The sequence below is a fragment of the Pseudomonas inefficax genome, assembly GCF_900277125.1.
Lineage (GTDB): Bacteria > Pseudomonadota > Gammaproteobacteria > Pseudomonadales > Pseudomonadaceae > Aquipseudomonas > Aquipseudomonas inefficax.
Genome location: NZ_OPYN01000108.1, coordinates 15,299 through 40,240, shown reverse-complemented (window position 1 = coordinate 40,240; position 24,942 = coordinate 15,299). Strand labels below are relative to the sequence as shown.

25 protein-coding genes are annotated in these 24,942 nt (G+C 64.6%); 11 read left to right on the top strand and 14 right to left on the bottom strand.

All coding sequences use genetic code 11. The features are described from left to right. The first annotated feature begins 214 nt into the window (after positions 1–214). Positions 215–514 carry a hypothetical protein gene (locus tag JV551A3_RS13605; RefSeq protein ID WP_112252604.1) on the top strand — a complete coding sequence of 100 codons (300 nt, stop codon included), beginning with the start codon at positions 215–217 and terminating at the stop codon, positions 512–514. A 17-nt stretch (positions 515–531) separates the two neighbouring features. Here JV551A3_RS13605 and JV551A3_RS13600 read toward each other — a convergent pair whose 3' ends face one another. Both JV551A3_RS13600 and JV551A3_RS13595 read right to left on the bottom strand, forming a co-directional pair. Continuing rightward, positions 532–1,344 carry a class I SAM-dependent methyltransferase gene (locus JV551A3_RS13600; protein WP_133971894.1) on the bottom strand — a complete coding sequence of 271 codons (813 nt, stop codon included), beginning with the start codon at positions 1,342–1,344 and terminating at the stop codon, positions 532–534. Positions 1,345–1,624: 280 nt separating this feature from the next. Continuing rightward, positions 1,625–3,811 (bottom strand): OsmC domain/YcaO domain-containing protein, encoded by a 2,187-nt coding sequence (locus JV551A3_RS13595; protein ID WP_133971892.1) that lies wholly within the window; start codon positions 3,809–3,811, stop codon positions 1,625–1,627. Between the two features lie 423 nt (positions 3,812–4,234). On the opposite strand from JV551A3_RS13595, the gene JV551A3_RS13590 reads away from it, so the two are divergent. The 4 genes from JV551A3_RS13590 (at position 4,235) to JV551A3_RS13575 (ending at position 9,453) form a co-directional block, all read left to right on the top strand. After that, positions 4,235–4,690 carry a (2Fe-2S)-binding protein gene (locus JV551A3_RS13590; RefSeq protein WP_003259224.1) on the top strand — a complete coding sequence of 152 codons (456 nt, stop codon included), beginning with the start codon at positions 4,235–4,237 and terminating at the stop codon, positions 4,688–4,690. Further along, a complete protein-coding gene (locus JV551A3_RS13585; protein WP_133971890.1) occupies positions 4,690–6,939 on the top strand; it encodes a xanthine dehydrogenase family protein molybdopterin-binding subunit in 2,250 nt (749 codons plus the stop codon). Before JV551A3_RS13590 ends, JV551A3_RS13585 begins: the two co-directional genes overlap by 1 nt. 17 nt (positions 6,940–6,956) lie before the next feature. Beyond that, the gene (locus JV551A3_RS13580) at positions 6,957–8,300 is read left to right on the top strand and encodes a c-type cytochrome (RefSeq protein ID WP_133978791.1); all 1,344 of its coding nucleotides are present in this window, start codon (positions 6,957–6,959) and stop codon (positions 8,298–8,300) included. 151 nt (positions 8,301–8,451) lie between these two features. After that, positions 8,452–9,453 (top strand): XdhC family protein, encoded by a 1,002-nt coding sequence (locus tag JV551A3_RS13575; protein ID WP_133971886.1) that lies wholly within the window; start codon positions 8,452–8,454, stop codon positions 9,451–9,453. 134 nt (positions 9,454–9,587) lie between these two features. Here the strand turns inward: JV551A3_RS13575 and JV551A3_RS13570 are convergent, their stop codons facing one another. The 4 genes from JV551A3_RS13570 to JV551A3_RS13555 all read right to left on the bottom strand — a co-directional run bounded on the left by JV551A3_RS13570 (position 9,588) and on the right by JV551A3_RS13555 (position 11,758). Continuing rightward, a complete protein-coding gene (locus JV551A3_RS13570; RefSeq protein WP_133978789.1) occupies positions 9,588–10,376 on the bottom strand; it encodes a substrate-binding periplasmic protein in 789 nt (262 codons plus the stop codon). Positions 10,377–10,541: 165 nt separating this feature from the next. Continuing rightward, on the bottom strand, positions 10,542–11,183 hold the full coding sequence (locus JV551A3_RS13565) for a LysE family translocator (RefSeq protein ID WP_133971882.1): 642 nt from the start codon (positions 11,181–11,183) through the stop codon (positions 10,542–10,544). Between the two features lie 48 nt (positions 11,184–11,231). Beyond that, positions 11,232–11,432, bottom strand: coding sequence for a DUF1289 domain-containing protein (locus JV551A3_RS13560; RefSeq protein WP_112252613.1), 201 nt, complete (start codon positions 11,430–11,432; stop codon positions 11,232–11,234). Between the two features lie 8 nt (positions 11,433–11,440). Further along, positions 11,441–11,758, bottom strand: coding sequence for a hypothetical protein (locus tag JV551A3_RS13555; RefSeq protein WP_133971880.1), 318 nt, complete (start codon positions 11,756–11,758; stop codon positions 11,441–11,443). 316 nt (positions 11,759–12,074) lie between these two features. Here JV551A3_RS13555 and JV551A3_RS13550 point away from each other — a divergent pair, with 316 nt between their 5' ends. Further along, the gene (locus JV551A3_RS13550) at positions 12,075–13,823 is read left to right on the top strand and encodes a BCCT family transporter (RefSeq protein WP_133971878.1); all 1,749 of its coding nucleotides are present in this window, start codon (positions 12,075–12,077) and stop codon (positions 13,821–13,823) included. Positions 13,824–14,005: 182 nt separating this feature from the next. Here the strand turns inward: JV551A3_RS13550 and JV551A3_RS13545 are convergent, their stop codons facing one another. Continuing rightward, on the bottom strand, positions 14,006–14,485 hold the full coding sequence (locus JV551A3_RS13545) for a VOC family protein (protein ID WP_133971876.1): 480 nt from the start codon (positions 14,483–14,485) through the stop codon (positions 14,006–14,008). Between the two features lie 203 nt (positions 14,486–14,688). Between JV551A3_RS13545 and JV551A3_RS13540 the strand changes: the two genes are divergently transcribed. Continuing rightward, the gene (locus JV551A3_RS13540; RefSeq protein ID WP_133971874.1) at positions 14,689–15,339 is read left to right on the top strand and encodes a TIGR04211 family SH3 domain-containing protein; all 651 of its coding nucleotides are present in this window, start codon (positions 14,689–14,691) and stop codon (positions 15,337–15,339) included. Between the two features lie 120 nt (positions 15,340–15,459). Here JV551A3_RS13540 and JV551A3_RS13535 read toward each other — a convergent pair whose 3' ends face one another. Next, positions 15,460–15,732: a hypothetical protein gene (locus JV551A3_RS13535; RefSeq protein WP_025338805.1), complete on the bottom strand. Its 273-nt coding sequence runs from the start codon at positions 15,730–15,732 to the stop codon at positions 15,460–15,462. Positions 15,733–15,826: 94 nt separating this feature from the next. Continuing rightward, complete coding sequence (locus JV551A3_RS13530; RefSeq protein WP_133971872.1) at positions 15,827–16,747, bottom strand: LysR family transcriptional regulator; 921 nt, start codon at positions 16,745–16,747, stop codon at positions 15,827–15,829. 124 nt (positions 16,748–16,871) lie between these two features. Here JV551A3_RS13530 and JV551A3_RS13525 point away from each other — a divergent pair, with 124 nt between their 5' ends. After that, positions 16,872–17,606: an SDR family NAD(P)-dependent oxidoreductase gene (locus tag JV551A3_RS13525; protein ID WP_133971870.1), complete on the top strand. Its 735-nt coding sequence runs from the start codon at positions 16,872–16,874 to the stop codon at positions 17,604–17,606. 18 nt (positions 17,607–17,624) lie between these two features. Next, positions 17,625–17,831 carry a tautomerase family protein gene (locus JV551A3_RS13520; RefSeq protein WP_133978787.1) on the top strand — a complete coding sequence of 69 codons (207 nt, stop codon included), beginning with the start codon at positions 17,625–17,627 and terminating at the stop codon, positions 17,829–17,831. Between the two features lie 287 nt (positions 17,832–18,118). Here the strand turns inward: JV551A3_RS13520 and JV551A3_RS13515 are convergent, their stop codons facing one another. After that, on the bottom strand, positions 18,119–19,000 hold the full coding sequence (locus JV551A3_RS13515) for a LysR family transcriptional regulator (protein ID WP_133978785.1): 882 nt from the start codon (positions 18,998–19,000) through the stop codon (positions 18,119–18,121). A gap of 215 nt (positions 19,001–19,215) precedes the next feature. Between JV551A3_RS13515 and argC the strand changes: the two genes are divergently transcribed. Continuing rightward, on the top strand, positions 19,216–20,157 hold the full coding sequence (argC, locus tag JV551A3_RS13510) for an N-acetyl-gamma-glutamyl-phosphate reductase (RefSeq protein WP_133971866.1): 942 nt from the start codon (positions 19,216–19,218) through the stop codon (positions 20,155–20,157). 79 nt (positions 20,158–20,236) lie between these two features. Further along, on the top strand, positions 20,237–20,923 hold the full coding sequence (locus tag JV551A3_RS13505; RefSeq protein ID WP_133971864.1) for a GNAT family N-acetyltransferase: 687 nt from the start codon (positions 20,237–20,239) through the stop codon (positions 20,921–20,923). Between the two features lie 93 nt (positions 20,924–21,016). On the opposite strand, the gene JV551A3_RS13500 is transcribed toward JV551A3_RS13505, so the two are convergent. The 4 genes from JV551A3_RS13500 to JV551A3_RS13485 are packed head-to-tail and all read right to left on the bottom strand — an operon-like array spanning position 21,017 to position 24,846. After that, positions 21,017–21,772 (bottom strand): ABC transporter permease, encoded by a 756-nt coding sequence (locus JV551A3_RS13500; protein ID WP_133971862.1) that lies wholly within the window; start codon positions 21,770–21,772, stop codon positions 21,017–21,019. Then, positions 21,772–22,977 carry an ABC transporter substrate-binding protein gene (locus JV551A3_RS13495; protein WP_133971860.1) on the bottom strand — a complete coding sequence of 402 codons (1,206 nt, stop codon included), beginning with the start codon at positions 22,975–22,977 and terminating at the stop codon, positions 21,772–21,774. The genes JV551A3_RS13500 and JV551A3_RS13495 overlap by 1 nt, the downstream gene beginning before the upstream one ends. Beyond that, the gene (locus JV551A3_RS13490; RefSeq protein ID WP_133971858.1) at positions 22,964–23,785 is read right to left on the bottom strand and encodes an ABC transporter ATP-binding protein; all 822 of its coding nucleotides are present in this window, start codon (positions 23,783–23,785) and stop codon (positions 22,964–22,966) included. The genes JV551A3_RS13495 and JV551A3_RS13490 overlap by 14 nt, the downstream gene beginning before the upstream one ends. Beyond that, positions 23,782–24,846, bottom strand: a complete 1,065-nt coding sequence (locus JV551A3_RS13485; RefSeq protein ID WP_133971856.1) for an acyl-CoA dehydrogenase family protein — start codon at positions 24,844–24,846, stop codon at positions 23,782–23,784. Before JV551A3_RS13485 ends, JV551A3_RS13490 begins: the two co-directional genes overlap by 4 nt. Positions 24,847–24,942: the final 96 nt, after the last annotated feature.

Genomic DNA, 24,942 nt, shown 5'->3' with positions numbered 1-24,942 from the left:
TGCGCCAGGCGCAAGGCCTCGCCATGGTGCAAAGGCCTTGCGCTGCTTATCTGGTGCAACGCAAGCGTTCACCGCTTCGCTTGAATGCCATATCCTGCACAGTGCATGGCACCGGCTTTGCCGGTGTTCGCGGCGGTTTATCACTTCGATAAACCCGCCCCACAGGGACAGCACCTTGCTATTGCAGAGTACTGCCCTCGGTAAGGAAAGCATTATGAGCAGTAAACCGACTCGCCCCTACGCATCATGGACGCTGGCCACACTGCTCGCCTTCAGCCTGGCGCTCACCGCCGGCTGTTCCAGCAAAGCCGGCAAGGTCCGGTATGCGACGCCCGCAACAGGCTCCAACTGTTTCGCCAAAGCCGTGCCCACCACCGGCGAAGGCGGCCTCGCGTGGGGCAATACGCTGAGCATTGCCCGGCAGAAGTCGCTGAACAACTGCGTGCGCTATGCAAGCCGGTCGGGGGGCACACCGAAGACTTGCCAGGTGGTGATGGCCAAGTGCAAGAATTGAGCGCTTGGCCCGTGGGCTCAAGCTCGAATGATCACCACTTCAAGGTATTCACTCGGCACCACCAACGACGACTCGCCCCCCACATTGCTTTCATTCAACAATTGCGTCAGATCCCGCTCCAGCGACTCGGCCGCCTCTGGCTCCAGCGAGGCAAACGCCTTGTGCACCGGCCCGTACCAGGTGCGGAACACCTCGATGAAATGCGCCGCCGAGCGATAGCGGAAGTTGAAGTGCTGGCGGCTGACCTTCAATTCGCCCAGCGCCCCCTCGAACATCCCGCGCAACTGTTCTTCATCACCCCAGCGCGAAGGCGGTAAAGCCCCGGCTGGTGGCGGTACGTGCCGCCCGAGGGTCTTGAACATCTGCCCGACGAAGCCTTGCGGGGTCCAGTTGGCCAGCCCGACGCGGCCTCCGGGCCGGCACACTCGAGCCAACTCGCGCGCAGCCTGGGCCTGGTCGGGGGCGAACATGACGCCAAAAGTGGAAAGCACGGCATCGAAGGCACCGTCGGCAAACGGCAACGCTTCGGCATCGGCAGTCTGGAACACCACATTGAGGTGCTCGGCCCGCGCCCGTTCTTCGCCGCGCTTGAGCAGTTCGGGCACATAGTCGGTGGAGGTGACACGGCAGCCGCGCCGGGCAGCAGCCAAGGTGGCATTGCCGTTGCCGGCGGCGACGTCCAGTACCTGCTCGTCCCAGCGCAGGTCACAGGCTTCGGCCAGGCGCTCGCCAACCAGTTGCAGAGTGGTGCCGATTACCGCGTAGTCGCCACTGGCCCATGCGGCTTGCTGGCGGGCTTTGAGGGCATTGGTATCCAAAGGGGTGCTCATGGTCTGCGCCTTCTTGTTTTGCGCGGCCGAGGTCCTTCTGGCGGTCAACGCGCCATGTATTCAGGGAATGGGAGCAAAACGCTACGCGCCTTGCAGGCGAAGCGGCAAGTCAGATTGGAGATAGCGGTTATTTGAAATCGATATGAAGGCAATCGACGTCGTTGTAGGAGCGGCCTTGTGTCGCGATGGGCCGCAAAGCGGCCCCCATTTTTGGCATTGAAGCTGATATTGCCGGGGCCGCTTTGCGGCCCATCGCGACACAAGGCCGCTCCTACAGGAGTCAGGCGAACTTGGCCCGGGCCGCGTGCAGCTTCTTGTAGCTTTCGATCAGGCGCAGGTGGCGGTCGAGGCCTTCCAGCTTCATGCTGGTCGGGGTCAGGCCATGGAAGCGCACGCTGCCGTCCACCGAACCCAGCACCGCGTCCATGCGCGGGTTACCGAACATGCGCCGGAAGTTGGCTTCGTAGTCGTCCATTTCCAGTTCATCGTCCAGCAGCACTTCCAGCACCACGTTCAGCGCCTGGTAGAACAGGCCGCGCTCGACGGTGTTGTCGTTGAACTGCAGGAACGCCTCGACCAGCTCCTTGGCATCCTCGAAGCGCTGTACCGCCAGGCAGATCAGCAGCTTCAACTCGAGAATGGTCAGCTGGCCCCACACCGTGTTCTCGTCGAACTCCACGCCGATCAGCGTGGTGATGGTGGTGTAGTCATCCACATCGCAGTTGTCCAGGCGCTTGAGCAGCAGCTTGAGGGAGCGGTTGTCCAGGCTGTGCAGGTTGAGGATGTCGGCGCGGAACGACAAGGCGCGGTTGGTGTTGTCCCAGATCAGGTCTTCGACCGGGTAGATCTCCGAGTAACCCGGCACCAGGATGCGGCAGGCGGTGGCGCCGAGGTTGTCGTACACCGCCATGTACACTTCCTTGCCCAGGTCTTCGAGGATGCCGAACAGAGTCGCGGCTTCCTGCACGTTGGAATCCTCGCCGTGGCCGGAGAAGTCCCACTCGACGAACTCGAAGTCGGCCTTGGCACTGAAGAAGCGCCACGACACCACGCCGCTGGAGTCGATGAAGTGCTCGACGAAGTTGTTCGGCTCGGTCAGCGCGTGGCTTTCGAAGGTCGGTTGCGGCAGGTCGTTCAAGCCTTCGAAGCTGCGGCCCTGCAGCAGTTCGGTGAGGCTGCGCTCCAGCGCCACCTCCAGGCTCGGGTGGGCGCCGAACGAAGCGAACACGCCGCCGGTGCGCGGGTTCATCAAGGTCACGCACATCACCGGGAACTCGCCACCCAGCGACGCATCCTTGACCAGCACCGGGAAGCCCTGCTCCTCCAGGCCCTGGATGCCGGCGACGATGGCCGGGTACTTGGCCAGCACTTCCTGCGGCACATCCGGCAGGCACAGCTCGCCTTCGAGGATTTCGCGCTTCACCGCGCGCTCGAAGATTTCCGACAGGCACTGCACCTGCGCCTCGGCCAGGGTGTTTCCGGCGCTCATGCCATTGCTGAGAAACAGGTTTTCGATCAGGTTGGACGGGAAGTACACCACCTGCTGGTCGGACTGGCGCACGAACGGCAACGAGCAGATGCCGCGCGCGGTGTTGCCCGAGTTGGTGTCGTACAGGTGCGAGCCACGCAGCTCGCCGTCCGGGTTGTAGATGGCCAGGCAGTGCTCGTCGAGGATTTCGGCTGGCAACGCATCACGCGGGCCGGATTTGAACCACTGCTCGTTCGGGTAGTGCACGAACGACGCATTGGCCAGGTCCTCGCCCCAGAACTGGTCGTTATAGAAGAAGTTGCAATTCAGGCGCTCGATGAACTCGCCCAGCGCCGAGGCCAGCGCGGCCTCCTTGGTCGCGCCCTTGCCGTTGGTGAAGCACATCGGCGACTGGGCGTCGCGCACGTGCAGCGACCACACATTGGGCACGATGTTGCGCCACGAGGCGATCTCGATCTTCATCCCCAGCCCGGCGAGGATGCCCGACATGTTGGCGATGGTCTGCTCCAGCGGCAGGTCCTTGCCGGCGATGTAAGTGCTGGTGTCCGCCACCGGCATCAGCAGGCCCTGGGCATCGGCATCGAGGTTGTCGACCACTTCGATCACGAACTCGGGGCCGGTCTGCACCACCTTCTTTACTGTGCAGCGGTCGATGGAGCGCAGGATGCCCTGGCGGTCCTTCTCGGAAATGTCCTCGGGCAGTTCGACCTGGATCTTGAAAACCTGGTTGTAGCGGTTTTCCGGGTCGACGATGTTGTTCTGCGACAGGCGAATGTTCTCGGTTGGGATGTCGCGGGTCTGGCAGTACAGCTTGACGAAGTAAGCCGCGCACAAGGCCGAAGACGCCAGGAAATAGTCGAACGGCCCCGGCGCCGAGCCATCACCCTTGTAACGGATCGGTTGGTCGGCGATCACCGTGAAGTCATCGAACTTGGCTTCGAGACGGAGATTGTCGAGAAAATTGACCTTGATTTCCATGCGGGATTACCGTGATTTAAGCGTGCAAAACGAAATTGGCCGGCATTATCCGGGTTTTCGCTGCGGAAGTCCTCTTCAACTCCGAACGCGGTCTTATTTGTGGGAGCGGCCTTGCGTCGCGAAAGGGCCGCGACGCGGCCCCAGGATTTCAGCAACATGCAAGATTGCCGGGGCCGCTTTGCGGCCCTTTCGCGACGCAAGGCCGCTCCCACAGGTACTCCACCTGTCTCGGATTTAGCGAAACGCCTGAAGGGCCGGTAAAGACTTGCGCATTTCACCGAATTGCTTGCCTGATCCTCTGAACCTGCCCCCGCCAGCAGACCGGCGGTCACCCTGCTGTGCTAGCGTTTCTGCACTGGGGAGCACCGTACTCCCCACTCAGAAGAAACCAAGCGACAGCAACCGTTGACGGGCAGGTGAACCATGGAACTACGCATCAACCAGAAGACCTACCAGGTCGAGGCAGACGCCGACACGCCCCTGCTGTGGGTGATCCGCGACGACCTGGGGCTGACCGGCACCAAGTATGGCTGCGGCCTGGCCCAGTGCGGCGCCTGTTCGGTACTGGTGGACGGCAACGTGGTGCGCGCTTGCGTCACGCCGGTGGCCGGCGTGGTCGGGCGCGAGGTGACCACCATCGAGGCGATCGAGGCCGATGCCGTCGGCAAACGGGTGGTCGCGGCCTGGGTCGAGCACCAGGTGGCCCAGTGCGGCTACTGCCAGTCGGGCCAGGTAATGGCGGCCACGGCGCTGCTCAAGCATACGCCCAAGCCCAGTGACGCACAGATCGAAGCAGCCATGGTCAACTTGTGCCGCTGCGGCACCTACAACGCCATACATGCGGCCGTGCATGAGCTGGCCCAAGGGGAGAAGGCCTGATGAACAAACCAGTCGATACCCCCGCCGAACTGCTCAAGCTGCAACTGGGCGAAACGGTCAACCTGTCGCGTCGGCGCTTTCTTGCCGGCACGGCTGTCGGTGCCCTGGTGCTGGGCTTCGGCCTGCCCATGGGGTCGGCCCGCCTGCAGGCAGCCGCCGCCGCAACCCCGGAGCGCGGCACGCAGGTGCCGGCGTTTCTGGAGATCCGCCCGGACGGCAAAGTGCGCCTGCTCAGCCCGTTCATGGAAGGTGGCCAAGGCCCCTTCACCGCCATGGCGCAGATCGTCGGTGAAGAGCTGGACGTCGACCCGGCCAATTTCGTGGTCGACAGCGCGCCGCCCGGCGAAGCCTATGTAGTGATGGAAAATGGCATGCGCATCACCGGCGGCAGCATGTCGGTGCGCATGAGCTACCCGACCATGCGCCGCCTGGGCGCCCTCGCCCGGGCCATGCTGCTGCAGGCGGGCGCCGAGCAGCTGGGCGTGCCGGTCGAAGAACTCTCCACCACACCGGGTCATGTAGTACATACCACGACTGGCCGCTCCATCCCCTACGGTGAGCTGGCCGGGCGCGCCATGGACCTGCCGGTGCCGGACCCGGCCAGCGTCAAGCTGCGCGACCCCAGCCAGTTTCGCTGGATCGGCAAACCGGTACGTCGCCTGGATGCCTACGACAAATCCACCGGCAAGGCTGTGTACAGCATCGACATCAAGGTCGACGGCATGCTCCACGCTGCCGTGCAGCACGCGCCACGCCTGGGCATGACCGTCGGCAGCCTGCGCAACGAAGACCAGATCAAGGCCATGAAGGGCGTGCATTCGGTGCATCAGCTGCCGGGTGCCGTGGCCGTGGTTGCCGAACGCTGGTGGCACGCCAAGCGCGCGGTCGAAGCCATCCAGGTGGACTGGAAGGAGCCCGCGGCCGACAGCCCGGTACGGCCGATGCCGGCTGACTTTTCCAGCGATGGCTGGCGCGAGCACCTGGCCACGGTCACGGGCCCGGCGCGCGACGACGAAAACCAGGGCGATGTGGCCGCCATGCTGGCCAGTGCCAAGACCCAAGTCGAGGCAACCTACCACAACCAGTACCTCAACCACGCCCAGCTGGAACCGCCGTCGGCACTGGCGCGCTTCAACCCGGACGGCACCCTGGAAGTGTGGCTGCCCAACCAGGCGCCGGACATGTTCCGTGACGACATTGCCAAGCGCACCGGCCTGGCCCCGGCGCAGATCACCTTGCATTCGCCGTTGCTGGGCGGTTTCTTTGGCCGCCACTTCCTGTACGACTCGGCCAACCCCTACCCACAGGCCATTGCCTTGGCCAAGGCGGTCGGCCGGCCGGTGAAACTCATCTGGAGCCGCGAAGAGGAATTCCTCCGCGATGTGCTGCGCCCGGTCGCCGTGGTGAAGTTCCGCGCCGGGCTGGATGCCGACGGCCTGCCGGTGGCCCTCGAAGCAGTGAGCGCCACCGAAGGCCCGACCGAAGCCATCGCCGGCAAGCAAGGCGAGAAGCTCGACCCGACTGCGCTCGAAGGGCTGTCGGGCAAGTCCTACGCCATCGCCAACAAGCGCATCGCGCAGATCTACGTGAAAGGCCCGGCGATGCTCGGCTACTGGCGCTCGGTGGGCAACTCGCTGAACGACTTCTTCTATGAATCGTTCCTCGACGAACTGGCCGACAAAGGCGGCAAGGACCCGTTCGAACTGCGCCTGCACCTGCTGCGCGACAACCCGCGCCTGACCAACCTGTTGCAGGCCGTCGCCGAGCTTTCCGGCGGCTGGAAGCGTGGACCGTTCACCGCCGAGGATGGCAGCAAGCGGGCGCGTGGCGTGGCCATGGCCTCGCCGTTCGGCTCGGAGGCAGCGGTCATTGCCGAGGTGTCGATCGAGAATGGCCAGGTCAAGGTGCACGACATCTGGCAAGCCATCGACCCGGGCAGCATCGTCAACCCGGCGATCATCGAGCATCAGGTCAACGGCGCCGTCGCCCTGGGCCTGTCGCAGACGCTGCTGGAAGAAGCGGTGTACGTGGATGGCAAGCCGCGCGCGCGCAACTACGACCTGTACCCGATCCTGCCGCCATCGCGCATGGCCAGGGTGCATGTGCGCATTGTCGAGAGCGGGGCGAAGATGGGCGGCATTGGCGAGCCACCGTTGCCCGCGGTGGCACCGGCGGTGGCCAACGCAGTCGCGCAGCTTACCGGCCAGCGAGTGCGCAGCCTGCCATTGAGCCGCCATACCTTCAGCTGAGCAGACAAGGACGCCCCATGACCCATCGTTTCGCAAGAACCGCTGGCTGGCTGGCGCTGCCGTGCCTGGTAGCGGCAGGCCTGCTGGCCTGGTACGTCACCCGCGAGCCCGCCTCGCCATTTGCCGATGCGCAGGCCACCGCTGCCGACCCGGCGCTGGTCAGCCGTGGCGAGTACGTGGCCCGCCTCAGCGACTGCGTGGCCTGCCACAGCCTGCCGGACGGCAAACCGTTCGCCGGCGGGCTGGAAATGGCCACCCCGCTGGGGGCGATCCACGCCACCAACATCACCCCCGACCGCGACACCGGCATCGGTGGCTACAGCCTGGCCGACTTCGACCGTGCCGTCCGCCAGGGCGTCGCGCCTGGTGGCCGGCGGTTGTACCCGGCGATGCCCTACCCGTCCTACGCCAAGCTCAGCGATGACGATGTAAAGGCGCTGTACGCCTTCTTCATGCACGGCGTGCAACCCGTGCAGCAAGCCAACCTTGCCAGCGACATTCCCTGGCCGCTGAACTGGCGCTGGCCCATTGCCATATGGAACGGCCTGTTCGCCGCCACCACACCATACGCCGATCATGCCGGGCAGGATGCACAGTGGAACCGCGGTGCCTACATCGTCCAGGGCCCTGGCCACTGCGGTAGCTGCCATACGCCGCGCGGCCTGGCCTTCAACGAAAAGGCCCTGGATGACAGCGGCAAGCCGTTCCTTGCTGGTGCCCTGCTCGACGGTTGGTATGCACCGAGCCTGCGTGCCGACCCCAACACCGGGCTGGGGCGCTGGAGCGAGGCCGAGATCGCGCAGTTCCTCAAGACCGGACGCAACCGGCACGCGGTGGTATTCGGCTCGATGACCGAGGCATTCAACAACTCTACGCAGTTCATGAATGACGACGACCTGGCCGCCATTGCCCGCTACCTGAAGTCGCTACCCGGCGACCCGCAACGCGACGGTGCGCCGTGGCAGTACCAGGCTGAATCGACGCCAGCGTGGCTCGACAGGCCTGGGGCACATACCTATGCAACCCGCTGTGCGTCGTGCCACGGCCTGGACGGAAAGGGCCAGGCCGAATGGATGCCACCCTTGGCCGGCGCCACCTCGGCACTGGCCAGGGAAGACGCATCGGCGATCAATATCACCCTCAATGGTTCGCAGCGGGTGGTAACGGCCGGGTTGCCCGATGCCTATCGCATGCCGGCCTTCCGCGAGCAATTGAGTGACCAGGAAATTGCTGATGTGCTGGGTTTCGTGCGCAGTGCCTGGGGGAACAATGGTGGCGCGGTGAATGCGCAGGCGGTGGGCAAGTTGCGTGGGCATACCGACCCGGCCAGTAGTAGCCCGATCATTTTGCATATGCGATGAGTTTGGTGGCTGTGCCGGCCTCTTCGCGGGTGAACCCGCTCCCACAGGATTTGCACTGCTCCTAAGACCTGTGCAGTACCTGTGGGAGCGGGTTCACCCGCGAAGAGGCCGTTACAGCCCCCTTGAACCCCCAAGCTTTACCGGAGTCCCCATGGAAAGCATCGACCTGCTGGTCCTGCGCACCACCCGAGACTGGCTCGCCGCCGGCCACCGCACCCTGCTCGCCACGGTCGCCCGCACCTGGGGTTCCTCCCCCCGCCCGGTTGGCTCGATGATGGCTCTGCGCAGCGACGGCCGTGTGGTCGGCAGTGTCTCTGGCGGCTGCATCGAGGACGACCTCATTCACCGCTACACCAGCGCTTACGGCGGCCCCGGCATGCCCGGCGGCCTGCCCCAGGTGGTGCGCTATGGCGTCAGTGCCGACGAGGCCCACCGCTTCGGCCTGCCCTGCGGCGGCACCCTCGAACTTGTCCTGGAATTCGCCCCGTCGCTGCCACACCTCGAGCAACTGCTCGCCGGCCTCGACGGCGGCAATCTGGTACGCCGTGGGCTCGACCTGGGCAGCGGCAAAGCCAGCCTCACCGCCACCAGCACGCCCGACCTGTTCAGCTTCGATGGCCGGCACATGCTCAGTACCCTGGGCCCCGGCTACCGCCTGCTGCTGATCGGTGCTGGCGCGCTCGCCGAATACCTGGCGACCATGGCCCTGTTCAATGGCTTCAGCGTTTCACTGTGCGACCCGCGCCCCGAGCATACGGCAGGCTGGAACGTTGCCGGCGTCAACCACCTGGCCGGCATGCCGGACGATGTGGTCCGTGCCTTCGCCCCGGACCTGCGCAGCGCCATCGTCGCTGTCAGCCACGACCCGAAGCTGGACGACCTGGCCCTGCTCGAAGCCCTGCACAGCCCGGCGTTCTATATCGGCGCCATCGGCTCACGGCGCAACAGCCAGCTGCGCCGCGAGCGGCTGATTGAACATTTTGGTGAAAGCGAAGCGTCGTTGCAGCGCCTGCATGGCCCGATCGGCATTTATATCGGTAGCAAGACCCCAGCCGAAATTGCCGTCAGCGTCATGGCCGAGATACTTGCGACGAAGAACGCGGTCAGCGTGACCCGGGCCAAGGAAGCCGAGCAGCTGGCGCGGTCCTTGTAGGAGCGGCCTTGTGTCGCGATGGGGCGCGAAGCGGCCCCGGCGATATCTGCGGCGAAGCTGAAAAACGGGGGCCGCTTCGCGCCCCATCGCGACACAAGGCCGCTCCTACAAGGGACCGCATACCAGGCTGCTATTTATTGCCAACGCTCCAGGTTTTGCTGCAACAGCTGCTCCGGCAACGCCCCGGCAACGATCTTTTCCATCTCCCTGGCCAGCGCCTCACGCAGCTGCGGCTGGTTGCAGGGCGAGGCATGCGACAGCGCCAGGTACAGCCCTTCGCTGGATATCGGTGGCTCCAGCACCTGTACAGTGTCTGCAATCCCCAAGGTGCGCGCCAGCGCCAAGCCGGGATACTGCTCGTACACCACGTAATCGCTGCGCTTGTGCATCAACTTCTCGAATGCCTGCCTGGCACCGGGTACTGCTTCGAGGGTGAGGTTGGCCCGGGCGTAATCGTCGAACTGCTGGCCGTGGCTGTTGTTGACCAGCGTGCCGCCTTTGCGGCCCTTCAGGTCGGCCCATTGCCGGTAGGCAAAGGTATTGTCCTGGCGCACCCAGACAACGCTTGGGGTATGCAGGAATGCCGGGGCAATGAAGTCCATCTGCTGCTGACGGGCCTTGGTCAGGAAATACCCGGCCATCAGGTCGATCCGGCCCGTGCGCACTTCTTCCTGGGCGCGCGACCACGGCCCGCTGTAGACCACCTCGATTTCCAGCCCCAGCTGCTTGCCCAGGTACTTGAGCAGGTCGGCATTGGCACCGATCAGTTGCCGGGGGTTTTGCGGGTCGCGCCACAGGTACGGGGGGTATTCAGGGTTGCCGGTGGCAGTCAGCCGCCGGCATTCCTCGTGCGCTACCCCCGCCAGCGGCAGCAGCAGGCACGGCAACAGCAGCAAAGCGTGGCGAAAGCAGCGCTCGATCATCGACAACCCTCGGCACATGTAACATCCGCAGACCCGGAGCGGTGGCCAAAGGCTGCCACATCCTGTGGTCGACTGCAGCACCCATCAGTGCGTGCTGCAAATAGTCTGGACCATGTATGGCGATCAGGTTGGCCTTTCATCGGTCAGGGGAGCGCCCCTAGTACTTCAGGCCCCCTGCCGGCGCATCGCCAGGATCGCCGCGCCAAAACCGATGAAGGTCGTGCCCACCACCCGGCTCACCCAGCGCGACAGCGACGGCCGGGTCAGCACGCCCTTGGCCCGCGCCGCCAGCGCGGCATAAAGGCTCAGCGAAACCAGCGACAACGCCACGAATATCCCGGTCAGGATCAGGAACTGCGGCAGCAACGCCGCCCCCTGGTCGATGAACTGCGGGAACAGTGCGGTGAAGAACATGGTCGCCTTGGGGTTGGTCACTGCCGTGAGAAACGCCGACTTGTAAAGTTTAAGCGGCGTGGGCCGGGCCTTGGCCATACCCTCTGCGGTGCCCTGCACCAGCATCGGGCTCTTTTTCAGCAATTGCCGCGCCCCCAGGTAGAACAGGTAGCCCGCCCCCAGGATCTTCACGGCGTTGAACAGCACTTCAGAACTGGCCAGCAGCGCCCCCAAGCCCAGCATGGCGGCTGCCGACAGGCAGAACAGGCCCGAACCATTGCCCAGCGACGACCAGATCGCGCTGCGTTGGCCATGGGCCAGGCTGTTGTTGATGGCCATCAGTGTGGCAGGGCCAGGGCTGGCGATCGCGATTGCAGCGACCAGGGTAAAAGCGAACAGCGAGTGAGAATCCATTTCAGGCTCGTCAGACAGTCAGGAAAGGCCGCGCGCAAAGGCGCAGGTTCAGTCGGCATTCTGCCGCTTGGCTGCCTTCTTGGCGATAGCCTTCATCCGCGTTGCCGCCCGCTGCACGGTGGCCATCTTCTCGGGGCGCTTCATGCCCCGCCATTTGCGGATTTCCTCACGGGTGCGACCGCAGCTCACGCACAGCTCGCTATTGAGCTGGCACAGCGAGACGCAGGGGTTGTCGATGTCTTTGGCCATGCCGCCACTCAGCCAGGCAATTCTGCCTGCGCACGCTCGGCGGCGTTGTGGAACACCTGGCGCACTTCCTCGGCCTTGTCCTTGTTGACCGACTTGGCAGCCAGCAACTCGTCGACCACGCGCAGGCCCTGCGCCAGGGCGGTGGCCAGTTGTTCGCGGTCGGAGGCGTCAGCGATATCACCCAGATAAGGAGCGATGAGATACACGTAACGGTCCTGCAGCTTGAGCGCTTCCAGCGCGTCGAGGGCTTTCTGGAACCGATCGGCAGCGGCAGGGCTCATGCTCAATTTATCGAAGTGAATCAGGCTCACACGGTCAGTGGCCATTTGGACGAATCTCCGTTTCCTGGTACGGCCAGGTCCACAAGCAGCAACGCTTCTACGATGCTCGGATGTGCAGGCCCGGGGAATGCCCATCAGGGTACCAGAACGCGAAGCAGAAAGGGTCATCCTCCCCAGAACTAAAAGTATTTGGCAGGTCGCGTAATGGACGCCCTGGGGCGTTATCGGGACAGGAGCCGCCGTTTCGTGCGCAGGATAATCGCGCCAGCAATCTCCTCGCCGAGACAGTCATCGAACTCGGTCGCCCACACAACTACAAGCCTGCACCAGCAGGTAAGCCGAAAAAGGGGCCTCATCATTCATGGCAAAGGAACACATCACCGAAACGCTCGACCTTGGCGTGACGGACCCCTCGAAAACCGCAGAAGCACGCCAGGACCGGCATTTCGAGGGCAAGCTTGACTGGATCGTCTTTGGTTTCACCAGCCTCCTGGCAATCGCTTTCGTTCTCTGGGGCTTCCTCAACCAGGCCAGCCTCGCCAGCAGCGCCTCCAGCGCGCAATCCTGGGTCATTCTCAACTTCGGCTGGTTCTTCGTGCTTACTTCCTCGCTGTTCGTGGTGTTCGTGCTGTGGCTGGCCGCCAGTCGTTACGGCCGGGTCCCGCTGGGCCGTGATGGCGAGCAGCCAGAATTCCGCACGGTGTCCTGGGTGGCGATGATGTTCAGCGCCGGCATGGGCATCGGCCTGATGTTCTTCGGCGTTGCCGAACCGCTGTCGCACTATGTGTCGCCACCACCAGCGACGACCGCCGGGCAGTCCAGCGAAGCGATGCAGGTGGCCATGGCCACCACGCTGTTCCACTGGACCCTGCACCCTTGGGCCATGTACGCCATCGTCGGTCTGGTAATTGCCTATGGCACCTTCCGCCGCGGCCGTTCGCAGCTCATCTCTGCCGCCTTCCGGCCGTTGATCGGCAAGCATGCCAACGGCCCGCTCGGCCGCCTGATCGACATGATGGCGATCTTCGCCACGCTGTTCGGCTCGGCGGCCTCGCTGGGCCTGGGCGCGCTGCAGATCGCCGGTGGCCTGGAATACAACGGCTGGATCGAAAGCCCCGGCAAACTGTTCTACATCTCGATCATCACCCTGCTGACCATCGCCTTCGTCACCTCGGCGGTGTCGGGCATCGGCAAAGGTATCCAGTGGCTGTCCAACACCAACATGGTGCTGGCGCTGGTGATGGCGGTGTTCGTGTTCATGGTCGGCCCGACCCTGCTGATGCTCAACCTGCTGCCAACCTCGATTGGCATCTACGTCAAGATGCTGCCTGAAATGATGGCCCGCACCAACGCAAGCGGCGGTGAACAGATGAACAGCTGGCTGGCCGGCTGGACCGTGTTCTACTGGGCCTGGTGGATTTCCTGGACGCCGTTCGTGGGCATGTTCATCGCCCGCATCAGCCGCGGCCGCACCATCCGCCAGTTCGTTACCGGGGTACTGCTGGTACCGAGCCTGGTCAGCCTGGTGTGGTTCACCATCTTTGGCGGTGCGAGTATCGAAGCCCTGCGCGAAGGCGCCTTCCAGCTGGCCAATGGCGCGGTCAACAGCAACCACGCACTGTACCAGTTGCTGGACAGCTACCCGCTGGCCTCGGCGACATCAGTGCTGGTGATGGTTCTGGTGGGTATCTTCTTCGTCTCCGGGGCTGATGCGGCCTCGCTGGTGATGGGCACGCTGTCCGAACACGGCACTACCACGCCATCACGGCGCACGGTGATCTTCTGGGGCGCGCTGACCGGTACGGTGGCGGCGATCATGCTGGCAATCGGCGACCCGCGCGATCCCGGTGAGGCGCTGACCGGCCTGCAGAATTTGACCATCGTCGTGGCCCTGCCGTTCGTGGTGGTGATGGTGCTGCTTTGCCTGGCGCTGTACCGCGACCTGCGCAAGGACCCGATGATGCTGCGCCACCTGCGCGGCAACGAACTGATCGAAAAGGCCGTGCTGTATGGCGCGGTGAAGCATGGCGAAGAGTTCTACATCGTGGTGCAGGAGAAGAAGACTTCGACCAAACCGACCTCGGCAGAGACCGAAGTGACCGGAAACTGATTGGGTACGCCAGTGAAACCGGGGGCTGCGTTGCAGCCCATCGCAGGCAAGCCAGCTCCCACAGAGTTTTGCGTATGGCTTGAGGCCATTGCGGTCGAGGTGGGAGCAACTGTCTTGCTCAATTTCTAAAATCTGGCGCGATCCCTGTGGGAGCGGGTTCACCCGCGAAGCAGGCGCCGCGGTCAGCCCTTCAACGCCGCCTCTATCCTGGCCACATCGATCTTGCCCATCTGCATCATTGCCTCGAATGCCCGCTTGGCCGCTGCCCGGTCGGGGTGGCCGATGGCTTCGATGAGGATGCGCGGGGTGATCTGCCACGAAATCCCCCATTTATCCTTGCACCAACCGCAGACGCTGGCCTCGCCGCCATTATCGACAATGGCATCCCACAAGCGGTCGGTCTCGGCCTGATCCTCAGTGCTGACCTGGAATGAAAATGCCTCGCAATGGGTGAAGGCCTTACCTCCATTGAGCCCCACGCAGGGGATCCCCATGACGGTGAACTCCACCGTGATCACATCGCCCTCCTTGCCCGACGGGTAATCACTCGGCGCCTTGTGCAGGGCTACTACCTTGCTGTCGGGAAAGACCCTGGCGTAGAAGCTCGCCGCCTCCTCGGCGTCGTTGTCGTACCAGAGGCAGACGGTGTTCTTGGCAGTCATGGCCTTGCTCCATGAAAGAGTGTGAGCCTATGAGTCTAGTCCGAGTTGCCGGATGGGTCGCTGCAACATCCTGCAGACATTTCCGACACCAGGTAGTGAACCCGCTTACAAAAAAACGGTCTTTCGCTGACGGTCAACCCACCGACCGGTTCATCGGCCCAGTCACCGGGCCTACTTTTGTCCTGTTTCAGCGAAGACCCAACATGCCCGATTCCCGCCTAACTGCTTCCGCCCTCACTGCCCTGCGCGGCGGCCTGATCGCCAGCCTGGTGACCCTTGCCGCGCCGGTACACGCCGAAGAGCCTGCCAGCGATGCACGCTGGGTCAGCGACAGCCTGAGCACCTACGTGCGCAGTGGCCCCACCGATGGCCACCGCATTGTCGGTACGCTCAAGTCCGGGCAGAAGCTCACCCTGATCGGCACCCAGGGCAACTACAGCCAAGTGCGCGGGCAGAACGGCGATCTGGTGTGGATTCTCAGCAACGACCTGCAGTCGGTGCCAGGCCAGAGCGAACGCCTGCCGCAGTTAGATGCCCAGGTCGCGGACCTGACCGGGCAGCTGAAGAACATTGACGACAGCTGGAAGAACCGCGTGCAGGGCATGCAGGAAACCCTCGATTCACGCAAGAAGCTGATAGACGAACTGGAAGCACGCAACAAGGCGCTGAATGAACAGTTTGACCAGAGCCAGTCGCAGCTGCGCGATACCCAGGCGCGCCTGGGGGACGAGAACAAGCAGGTGATGATGCGCTACATGGTGTATGGCGGCAGCATTGCGGGCGCGGGCTTGCTGGCGGGGCTGATCCTGCCGGCGCTGACCCGTGGGCGCCGGAAAAACGATCGCTGGTTCTGACTGGGCTTTCCTGTACTGACCTCTTCGCGGGCTTGCCCGCTCCCACAGGTACCGCGCTGGCCTTGAGCCTGTTGGAGATGTTGTGGGAGCGGGTTTACCCGCGAAAGGGCCAGTAAGCATTTATCTGCTACGTGCCTTGTTGTAGATAGTCTTGGCCTGGTCGGCCGAGGCCTGACACTGCTTCATATCACCCTTGCTCTGAGCATCCTTGGCATTTTGCAGGTGGACTTTGAAGTCGTGGGCCATGCCGCCATGCATTGCCTGGCCACTGGCCTTGTCGAAATCCTCAAGCTCCTTGATCTTGGCCGCACAGTTGCTCGCCGGGTCTGCGTGTGCGGCAAAACTGAGGACCGAGGCAATCACCAGCAAAGGTATGCATTTCGTGGATTTCATGGAGCGTTCTCCTGGAAAACCTGAAGGGTCGTCGAGATGACATTGGCTCGACGCAGCAAACAGCATAGTCGGCCATACGCCCCGGCGCCTCGCCTCAACCCGGGGACCATGCTCCCTCGGCAAACAGAAAATCGATGAACACCCGCACCCGCAGCGACATGTGCCGGGCCTGGGGGTAGATCAGCATGAACGGCCGCGAAGTGCCGCCAAATTCGGCGAGCACTTCCACCAGTTCGCCACTGGCCAGTGCGTCCTGCACGGTAAAGCGGTATGCCTGCATCAGCCCACCGCCATGGCGCACAAGCGTGGCGGTAGCCAGGAAGTCGCCCAGGCAGGTGAACCCACCCTGGGTTTCGATCTCCACCTGCTGGCCCTGCTGGCGAAAGCTCCATGGTGGGTGGCGGCCACTGCTGGGCAGTTCGAACTGGATGCACTCATGTTGCAGCAGGTCGTGCGGTGTTCGTGGCGTGCCGGCACGAGCCAGGTAGCCCGGCGTGGCAACCACCACCAGTTCGGCATCTTCCAGGCGACGCGCCACCAACCGTGAATCGGCCGGCTCGCGGCCACGAATGGCCAGGTCGAATGGTTCCTCGGCAAAGTCGACGTTGCGGTTGCTGACATGCACATCCACCTGCACCTTTGGGTAGCGCTGGCGAAACCGCGGCAGCAGCGGCAACAGCCGGTGGTGGGCATAGGGCGTGGGTGCACTGATGCGCAGCCGACCACTCGGCTCGACCTGCCCGCCGGTGACCTGGCGCTCGGCCTCCACCAACTGCCCCAGTGCCTGCCGGCATTGCTGGTAATAGGCCTGGCCGGCTGCGGACAGGCGCATCTGCCGGGTGGTGCGGACGAACAGACGCACGCCCAGGCGCTCTTCCAGGCGCGCCACGCTGCGGCTGACCGCCGCCGGCGTAACACCGGCCTCCGTGGCCGCAGCAGTGAAGCTGCCGCTGTCAGCGGCCAGGCAGAACAGCTCCAGGCTGCCCAGTTGCAAATCGTCGAAATGGCGGGTCATGACGGCCTGATTGATTACATGATGTATCGATTGAAATGCTCTGCGCCTCATTTTTCAAGTTCTGATTGCAACCTACAGTGGCTTCACACCGAGCCCATGGCTCACTTCACTGGAGATCATGCACATGAATACGCCACGCACCGTCATCATTACCGGGGCCTCGAGCGGCCTGGGTTTCGCCTTGGCCGAGGCCTTCCTCGAACGCGGCGACAACGTGGTCGGCAATGCCCGCAGCAAGGCCCGCCTGGAGCAAGCCGCTGCTCGCCTCGGCAACCCATCGCGCTTCATCGGCGTGGCTGGCGACATTGCCGAGCCGGGCACCGCGCAGCGCCTGTTCGCCAGCGCCGAGCAAGCCTTTGGCGGGGTCGACCTGCTGATCAACAACGCCGGCATCTTCATTGCCAAGCCATTTGCCGACTACAGCGAAGCGGATGTCGATGCCCTGGTCGGCACCAACCTCAAGGGCTTCTTCTACCCGGCCCAGGAGGCCGCGCGGATCATGACCAGGCAGGGGCATGGGCAGATCATCGCCATCACCGCCTCCATCGCATTGCAACCGGACACCCGCGTGCCGGCCCTGCTGCCGGTACTGGTCAAGGGTGGCCTGAACCAGGCGGTGAAAGGCCTGGCCCTGGAACTTGCAGCCAGCGGCGTGCAGGTGAACGCGGTGGCGCCGGGGATCATCGATACACCGCTGCATGGCGGCAACACCCAAGGCATGGGCGCGCTGTCGCCCAGTGGCCGCACCGGCTTGCCACAGGATGTTGTGGATGCAGTGTTGTACCTGGCCGACTCACGCTTCGTCAGCGGCGTGATCCTGCCGGTGGATGGCGGTAGTACCGCTGGCACCTGGCATTGAACCGAGGAGCGAGCAACCATGCCCTATGTCCATATTCGCGTGACCGATGAAGGCGTGAGCGCTGAGCACAAGCGCCAGCTGATCGAACAGACGACCCACATGCTGCAGCAGGTGCTGGGCAAGCCACCGGCCAGTACCTTTGTGGTGATCGAGGAGGTGCCGACCGATAACTGGGGGGTTGGCGGGGAGACAGTGACTGCGGTGCGGGCCCGAGAGCGGGAGTGACCCTGGGGCCGCTTTGCGGCCCAATCGCCGGCAAGCCAGCTCCCACCCCGACCGCGCTGCCCTCAAGACTTGCGCAGTACCTGTGGGAGCGGGCAAGCCCGTGAAACAGGCGACGCGGTGGATGGCACGGGCTTCGCCCGTGTTCGCGGGCGCGCCCGCTCCCACAGGGATCGCGCCAGCTTTTAGAAATTGAGCAAGACAGTTGCTCCCACAGGACACCACAGGCCTGATCATTGTGGGGTCCCTGTGGGAGCTGGCTTGCCGGCGATGGGCTGCACAGCAGCCCCCTACTGGCGCAACCGCTCCAACGCCTGCAACACATACCCCGTGGCCCGCTCCACCTGCCCTTCCCGGCAAGCAATACCCAATTGCCGCCACAAACCCGGCCACAACGGTCGGCGGGCAATGCGCCGGTCCAGCTCGGCCGCCTCCCCCTCCTGCGGCAGCAGCGTCGCCCCATACCCGGCCCCGACCAGGCTCTTGATCGCATCGTTGTAGTTCAGCTCGATTCGCGGCTCGGGGTACAAGCCCGCGGCCGCGAACCATTCACCGGTCACCCGCGAAAGCTGGGTGCTGCTGTCGTTGAGGATCAACGCCCGCTGCGCCAGCCAGGCCGGCGTGACCCTGGCCGGCGGCTGCCAGTCGGCCGGCACGTAGGCCAGGATCGGGTCGCGCCGCCAGGGCGTAACCGCAAGCCCTTTGCCGGCCACCTGTGGCAAGGCCACCAGGCCGATATCCAGCGTGCCCTCGCGCAAGCGCGCCAACGAGGCCTGGGAGGTCAGCACCTGTACCTGCACATCGATCCCTGGGTGCACCGAGCGCAGGTGCTCCAGCGCCTGCGGCAGCAGGTGGGCGATGGCACCGGTGGAAGCGCCCAGGCGTACCCGGCCGGTCAGGCCCTCGACCTGCCGGCGCACTTCATCCAGCGCCAGGTCGGCGTCAGCCAGCAGGCGGCGGGCACGTGCCAGCAGGGTTTCGCCGATGACCGTGGGCCGCACCTGGCCGCGAGTGCGGGTAAGCAACGGGGCGCCGATGCGCGCCTCCAGCTCGGCTACGTGCAGGCTGATGGTGGGCGGTGCCAGGTTGAGCTGGCGAGCGGCTTCGGCAAAGGAGCCCAGGTCGGAGATGACCACCAGGGTGCGGAGGCGATCGAGGCTGATTTCGCGCATGACATGAAGCCTTCTTGGCTTTGCCGGCCTCTTCGCAGCACAAGGCTGCTCCTACAAAGGAAACACCGCTCCTTGTAGGAGCAGCCTTGTGCTGCGAAGAGGCCGGCATGGTTTACATATTCAGAAAAAGTGAACATTAGCATCATGATATTCAAATTTTCTTTAGCAAAGCCACAAGCGAGCATAGGTCATCCCTCCCAGACCGGATTTTGACCATGCATACCCCTGTTGTTTTCATCGACGGTGACCAAGGCACCACCGGCCTGCAGATTCATGCCCGCCTGCAAGGCCGCAGCGACCTGCGCCTGCTGACTCTGCCCGAAGCCGAACGCAAAGACCCGCAACGCCGCCGCGAGGCAATCAACAGCGCCGACATCGCCGTGCTGTGCCTGCCCGACGACGCCGCCCGCGAGGCCGTGGCGGCGATCCACAACCCGCAGGTGCGGGTGATCGACGCAAGCTCCGCGCACCGCACCAGCCCAGGCTGGGTCTATGGCCTGCCGGAGCTCGACGAGCACCAAGCCGAGCGCATCGCGCACAGCAAGCGCGTCAGCAACCCCGGCTGCTACCCTACCGGCGCCATCGCCCTGTTGCGCCCACTGGTCAAGGCCGGCCTGCTGCCAGCGGATTACCCGCTGAACATCCACGCCATCTCCGGCTATTCCGGTGGTGGCCGCGCCGCAGTCGAACGCCATGAACAGCCCGCCGCCGGCAAAACCCCGACCCTGCAACTGTACGGCCTGGAGCTGGCGCACAAGCATGTGCCGGAGATCCAGCAGCACGCCGGGCTGTCGGCGCGGCCGATGTTCATGCCCGGCTACGGTGCCTACCGCCAGGGCATCGTGCTAAGCATCCCGCTGCAGTTGCGCCTGCTGCCCGGCCAGGTCAGTGCCGAACAGCTGCAGGCCTGCCTGCAGCAGCATTACCAGGGTGCCCGCCACGTCCAGCTGATGCCCCTGCACCAGCACGGCGCAGCGCCAAACCTCGACCCCGAGGTGTTGAACGACAGCAACGACCTGCGCCTGGCGCTTTACGCCAACCCTGAGCATGGTCAGGTGCTGCTGACCGCAGTGTTCGACAACCTCGGCAAAGGTGCCTCCGGCGCGGCGGTGCAGAACCTCGACCTGATGCTCGGTGCATTGCAGATACAAGGCTGATCGGCAAAACCGGTTAGACTGTACAGCCCGCGCCCGCATGGCGCGGGCCGTCCATCTACCCGCCGGAGCCCACCCCCCGATGTTCATCCTGAGCCGCCTCGACAGCGTGCCGCCTGAATCTTTCCAGAACCAGATCCGCGAACTGGTGATCCACCACGTCGGCGAACTGAGCAGCGTCGCCATCAGCGCCGACAATCCGCTGTACCCGCTGTACCAGTACGGCGTCGGCATGGAGGTGCACCAGTACCTGCAAGCGCTGGACGGCGCCCGCGGCCTGACCGTGGCGCTGACCCTGGCGCTGGACGCCGAGGCGCCGGACCAGTTGCTGGGTTTTGCGCTGTCATTGCCGGCCGAGGACGATGAACAGGCGTGCGCCCTGGCGTTCCTGGCCGTGCGCGCCAGCCATCGTCGCCAGGGCATCGCCCGCGCCCTGCTGGGCGACCTGCAGGCACGCCATGCCTGCGTCGAGCTGAATGCCTTCGCCGGCCAGGTACCGTGGTTCGAGGCGATGGGCATGCAGGTGGTGGCCGCCAACGGGCCGCAGGTACTGATGAGCAGTACCGGGCAGGCTAGCGGCGCGCTGATCGGGCGGCTGGATATTGCGCCGATCTACCAGACGGCGGAAGTGATGCAGATCCATACCTACCTGCTCAACCAGCAGGGTGAGGATGCGATGATCGAAGCGGAACAGATGCGGGATGAGCGGCTGGACGAACTGACCGCTCAGGCCCAGGAGTGTGTACGGCAGCGCAAGACCGTGCATTGATCCAAGGGCTTCTTCGCGGGTAAACCCGCTCCCACAGGCCCGGTGATATCCCTGTGGGAGCGGGCAAGCCCGCGAAAAAGCCACACTGGCCGGTCAGCCATGCACCCAACGCCGATGCAGCCCACGCGCCAGGGCATCCAGCACAAACCCCAGCACCCCGATCAGCAGCACCATCGCCATCAGCTCGGAATACGCCAGCCGGTCGCGGGTATCGAGAATGAAGTACCCCAGCCCAGCACTGACCCCTAGCATTTCGCACGGCACCAGCACGATCCACAGAATACCGATGGCCAGGCGCACGCCGGTCAGCACATGGCCAATCACCCCGGGCACGATCACCTTGCACAAAGTTTCCCAACGCGTGGCGCTCAAACTGCGGCTCAACTGCAACCAGCGCGGGTCCAGCTGCCTTACCCCGGCTGCCGTGTTCAGCAAGATCGGCCACAACGCGGCAAATGCCAGCAGGAAGTAGATAGGCTGGTCCCCCACGCCCATCAGCATCACCACCACCGGCATCCACGACAGCGGCGAAATCATGCGCAGGAACTGGAACGCTGGCGTGGTCGCCGCCTCCAGGTGCCGGTAGCTGCCTACCAGCAAGCCCAGTGGCACGCCGATCAGCAGCGCCAACAGCAGCCCGACCAGGATACGCTTGAGGCTGACCCAGATATGCCCATACACCTCGCCCTGCCCCAGCAACTCGACCAGGCTGGTCAGGGTCGCTGCCGGCGAAAAGCGTGCCGACAAGCCATCGGCCTGGCCGAACAGCGCGACACCGGCCCACCACAACAGCAACAAACCCAGCAACCCGGCCAGCCCCAGGCCGGCATGAACCACATGCGTGCGCATCAGACCGCGAACTCCTCGCTACGCTCGAAGTTATCGGCGATGCCGAACACCGACGGCCCGCCAACGCTGGCGATGGCGTTGCGCACGAAGCGGTCGTCGACCAGGTCGCGGGCGGTCTGTGCCGGGTCCAGGCCGGCCAGGAACGCGCTGTCGCCCTCGATCAGGGTGGTTTTCAGACGCTTGACCAGTTCTTCGGTGTAGCTGGGGAACGGATAAGGCTGGAAATCGATGCGCTTTTCGTCCCACTGCTGGTGGCGAATGGCGCCACTGGCAATGTAACCGGCACGGTCCTCCGCGGCCGGGGCCAGCACTTTGCCGAGCACCGCAGGTTCGTGCGGTGTGTACTTGTTGGGGCCGGCCTTGGACAACAATGCGGCGGCCTCGGCGCGGTGGTCACGGGTCCAGTGCTGGGCCTTGACGATGGCGTTGACTACCTTCTGTGACCACTCCGGGCGGTTGTTCAGGTCGTGTTCGTGCATGAACACCACGCAGCAGGCGTGGTTGCGCCACACATCGCCGGTAAAGCGTTGCACGCGACCGACCTTGAGGTTCTCGGCCAGGGCGTTGAATGGCTCGGCGACGATATAGCCGGCGATGCGCTTGCTGGCCAGCGCCGGCGGCATGTCGGATGGCGGCAACACCAGCAGGTTGACTTCGTTGCCGGCCAGTGGCGCATTGGCCGGCTTCGACACTGGGATCAGGCCGTTGTCGTTGAGCATCTGTTGCAGCACGACGTTGTGGATCGAGTACCAGAACGGGATGGCCACGGTCTTGCCGCCCAGCTGCTTCATGTCGCTGATGTCCGGGGCCACGGTCAGGCCTGAACCGCCCACGTGGTTCCAGGCCACCACCTTGGCCGGCACCTTGCTGCCGTAGCGGGCCCATACGGTCATCGGCGACAGCAGGTGAATGACATTGACCTGGCCAGAAATGAACGCCTCGATCACCTGGGCCCAGCTGCGCAGCAGCACCGGCCGCTCGGCCTTGATGCCCTCGGCCTCGAACAGGCCGTTGTTGTGCGCGACCAGCAGCGGCGTCGCATCGGTTATCGGCAGATAGCCGATACGCACCGGCGCGTCGGGCTCGGCGGCGGCACGGGCCTGCAGGCTCGACAGCAACGGCAGTGCACCGGCAGCCGTGAGCATGGCGCCGAGCTTGAGGAAATCGCGACGCGAAGAAGAGGAACAGCAGTCATCCATGCACATGGACAGCCTCCGAGGGCAATGGGGTTGGGGTAGGTTCGACTGTGCGGCTTGCCCGCCGAAGGGTTTTGAGTATTTCGATGCGCAAGGCGCCCAGCTCCTCGACCCGCTGCGTCCGTGGTTGCGGCAGGTCGATGTGCCACTGCCCGAGGGTGTGCGCTGGGTGGTTGCCCAGTAGCAGTACCCGGTCGGAGAGCAGCAGGGCTTCGTCGATATCGTGGGTGATCAGCACCGCCGCCGTATTGTGGGTGACGATCAGTTGCAGCAGCAGTTGCTGCATGTCGGCCCGGGTCACTTCATCCAGCGCACCGAACGGCTCGTCGAGCAACAGCACTTCGGGCTGGCGGGCCAGGCAGCGGGCCAGCGCGGTGCGCTGGGCCATGCCGCCAGACAACTGCGCCGGGTACTGGCCGCGGGCATGGGCCAGGCCCACGGCGGCAATTGCATGGTCGATGCGCGCGCGCCGTTCGGCGGCGGCAAGTTTTGGCTGGCGGGCAAAGTCCAGGCCGAAGGCGACGTTTTTCTCCAGGTTCAACCAGGGCAACAGGCTCGGGTCCTGGAAGGCCACCGCCAGGCGTGGGTGCGGGCCTTGCAGCGGTTGGCCGTGCAGGGTCACGCTGCCACCGCGGGGCTGCTGGAGGCCGGCCAGTACCCGCAGCAGGCTGGACTTGCCGACCCCGCTGGGGCCGAGGATGGTCACCACTTCGCCGGGGGCCAGTTGCAGGTCGAACTGCGCCAGCACCGCCTGCCAGCCACCCTCGCGCGGGTAGCCCAGGCTGATGTCGCGGGCTTCGAGCAACACTGGGCTCATGCCGCGCCCGCCTGGCGCTGCAGTTCGGCGCGCAGTTGCACCAGGCTGGGCGTGACGATCGGCACGAAGGCCGACTCGCGCCAGCGGCGGGCAAAGCCTTCACCGTACTCGCTGAGGTAGGCCTTGCCACCACTTGCCTGCAACTCTAGCTGTACGGCGTCGGCAGCGCTTTCGGCCAGGGTGATGCGCAGCTTGAACAAGGCTGCCGGCTGCTGCTGGAAGCGGCCATCGAGCAGCCCCTGCTTGAGCTCGCTCACGGTGTTTTCCAGGCGCTCGCCGAGCACCTGGCGTGCTTCGTCGAGGAAGGATGCACGGCCATGCAGATGTGCCTGCACTTCCGCCAGTGCCCGCCGCGCCAGGCCAATGGCCATGCCGCACTGCAGCGCCAGGAAAGCCGGGCGTACCCGAGGCAGGAACTCGCGGGCATTTTCGTGCAGCAACCAGCCACGCTGCAATTGCACCTGGTGGAAGGCCAATGCCGCGGTGTTGCTCGACTGCAGGCCCATCAGTTGCAGGTCGTCGGAACGTTCCAGGCCCTGCGCGTCGGATGGAATGGCCAGCACGAACGGTGCTCCACCGGCTTCGTCTTCGATAGCCGCAGCCACCACGAAGCCGCTTTTGCGCAGGTTGGTCACCCAGTGCAGGCGCCCTTCCAGCTGCCAGCCATCGGCTGCCGGACGGCCGCGCACCTGCAGCGCTTCGATGCCGGACAGGAACTTCATGGCGTTGGACAGCCCGGTGGCGCCGGCCAGTTCGCCAGTCAGCAGGCGCGGCAACAGGTGCTCGCGCAGGGGCTGGTTGGGGCTGTGCAACAGGTATTCGATGAAGGCGCGCTGGCCCCAGCAGACGAACGCCGCTGCCAGCGAGCGGCTGGCGATTGCGGCGATGGCCTCGACCGCGTCGGTCACCTGCCCGCCCGTGCCGCCCAGGGCCGGGTCGACACCGACGCGCAGCAGCTGCGATTCGGCGATTTGCGCCAGTACCAGTTGCGGCTCGCAGTGGCCCCGGTCAATGGCCTCGGCATTGGCATCCAGCCAGTGTCGAAATGCACAATCTTGCATGGTCTTGCTCCTTTGAAAACGCCGGGGCCGCTTGGCGGCCCATTCGCGGCACAAGGCCGCTCCTACAACGATCGCGGTACGACCGGTGTCACGCGC

Bases quoted from the DNA above. Each gene is read 5' to 3' on its own strand.
- JV551A3_RS13555 (WP_133971880.1), bottom strand. From the start codon at position 11,758: ATGGCCACTGACCGTGTGAGCCTGATTCACTTCGATAAATTGAGCATG.
- JV551A3_RS13525 (WP_133971870.1), top strand. From the start codon at position 16,872: ATGAATACGCCACGCACCGTCATCATTACCGGGGCCTCGAGCGGCCTG.
- JV551A3_RS13490 (WP_133971858.1), bottom strand. From the start codon at position 23,785: ATGAGCCCAGTGTTGCTCGAAGCCCGCGACATCAGCCTGGGCTACCCG.
- JV551A3_RS13595 (WP_133971892.1), bottom strand. From the start codon at position 3,811: ATGGAAATCAAGGTCAATTTTCTCGACAATCTCCGTCTCGAAGCCAAG.
- JV551A3_RS13585 (WP_133971890.1), top strand. From the start codon at position 4,690: ATGAACAAACCAGTCGATACCCCCGCCGAACTGCTCAAGCTGCAACTG.
- JV551A3_RS13520 (WP_133978787.1), top strand. From the start codon at position 17,625: ATGCCCTATGTCCATATTCGCGTGACCGATGAAGGCGTGAGCGCTGAG.
- argC (WP_133971866.1), top strand. From the start codon at position 19,216: ATGCATACCCCTGTTGTTTTCATCGACGGTGACCAAGGCACCACCGGC.
- JV551A3_RS13575 (WP_133971886.1), top strand. From the start codon at position 8,452: ATGGAAAGCATCGACCTGCTGGTCCTGCGCACCACCCGAGACTGGCTC.
- JV551A3_RS13565 (WP_133971882.1), bottom strand. From the start codon at position 11,183: ATGGATTCTCACTCGCTGTTCGCTTTTACCCTGGTCGCTGCAATCGCG.
- JV551A3_RS13605 (WP_112252604.1), top strand. From the start codon at position 215: ATGAGCAGTAAACCGACTCGCCCCTACGCATCATGGACGCTGGCCACA.
- JV551A3_RS13540 (WP_133971874.1), top strand. From the start codon at position 14,689: ATGCCCGATTCCCGCCTAACTGCTTCCGCCCTCACTGCCCTGCGCGGC.
- JV551A3_RS13570 (WP_133978789.1), bottom strand. From the start codon at position 10,376: ATGATCGAGCGCTGCTTTCGCCACGCTTTGCTGCTGTTGCCGTGCCTG.
- JV551A3_RS13545 (WP_133971876.1), bottom strand. From the start codon at position 14,485: ATGACTGCCAAGAACACCGTCTGCCTCTGGTACGACAACGACGCCGAG.
- JV551A3_RS13550 (WP_133971878.1), top strand. From the start codon at position 12,075: ATGGCAAAGGAACACATCACCGAAACGCTCGACCTTGGCGTGACGGAC.
- JV551A3_RS13505 (WP_133971864.1), top strand. From the start codon at position 20,237: ATGTTCATCCTGAGCCGCCTCGACAGCGTGCCGCCTGAATCTTTCCAG.
- JV551A3_RS13530 (WP_133971872.1), bottom strand. From the start codon at position 16,747: ATGACCCGCCATTTCGACGATTTGCAACTGGGCAGCCTGGAGCTGTTC.
- JV551A3_RS13580 (WP_133978791.1), top strand. From the start codon at position 6,957: ATGACCCATCGTTTCGCAAGAACCGCTGGCTGGCTGGCGCTGCCGTGC.
- JV551A3_RS13600 (WP_133971894.1), bottom strand. From the start codon at position 1,344: ATGAGCACCCCTTTGGATACCAATGCCCTCAAAGCCCGCCAGCAAGCC.
- JV551A3_RS13560 (WP_112252613.1), bottom strand. From the start codon at position 11,432: ATGGCCAAAGACATCGACAACCCCTGCGTCTCGCTGTGCCAGCTCAAT.
- JV551A3_RS13500 (WP_133971862.1), bottom strand. From the start codon at position 21,772: ATGCGCACGCATGTGGTTCATGCCGGCCTGGGGCTGGCCGGGTTGCTG.
- JV551A3_RS13495 (WP_133971860.1), bottom strand. From the start codon at position 22,977: ATGTGCATGGATGACTGCTGTTCCTCTTCTTCGCGTCGCGATTTCCTC.
- JV551A3_RS13590 (WP_003259224.1), top strand. From the start codon at position 4,235: ATGGAACTACGCATCAACCAGAAGACCTACCAGGTCGAGGCAGACGCC.
- JV551A3_RS13515 (WP_133978785.1), bottom strand. From the start codon at position 19,000: ATGCGCGAAATCAGCCTCGATCGCCTCCGCACCCTGGTGGTCATCTCC.
- JV551A3_RS13535 (WP_025338805.1), bottom strand. From the start codon at position 15,732: ATGAAATCCACGAAATGCATACCTTTGCTGGTGATTGCCTCGGTCCTC.
- JV551A3_RS13485 (WP_133971856.1), bottom strand. From the start codon at position 24,846: ATGCAAGATTGTGCATTTCGACACTGGCTGGATGCCAATGCCGAGGCC.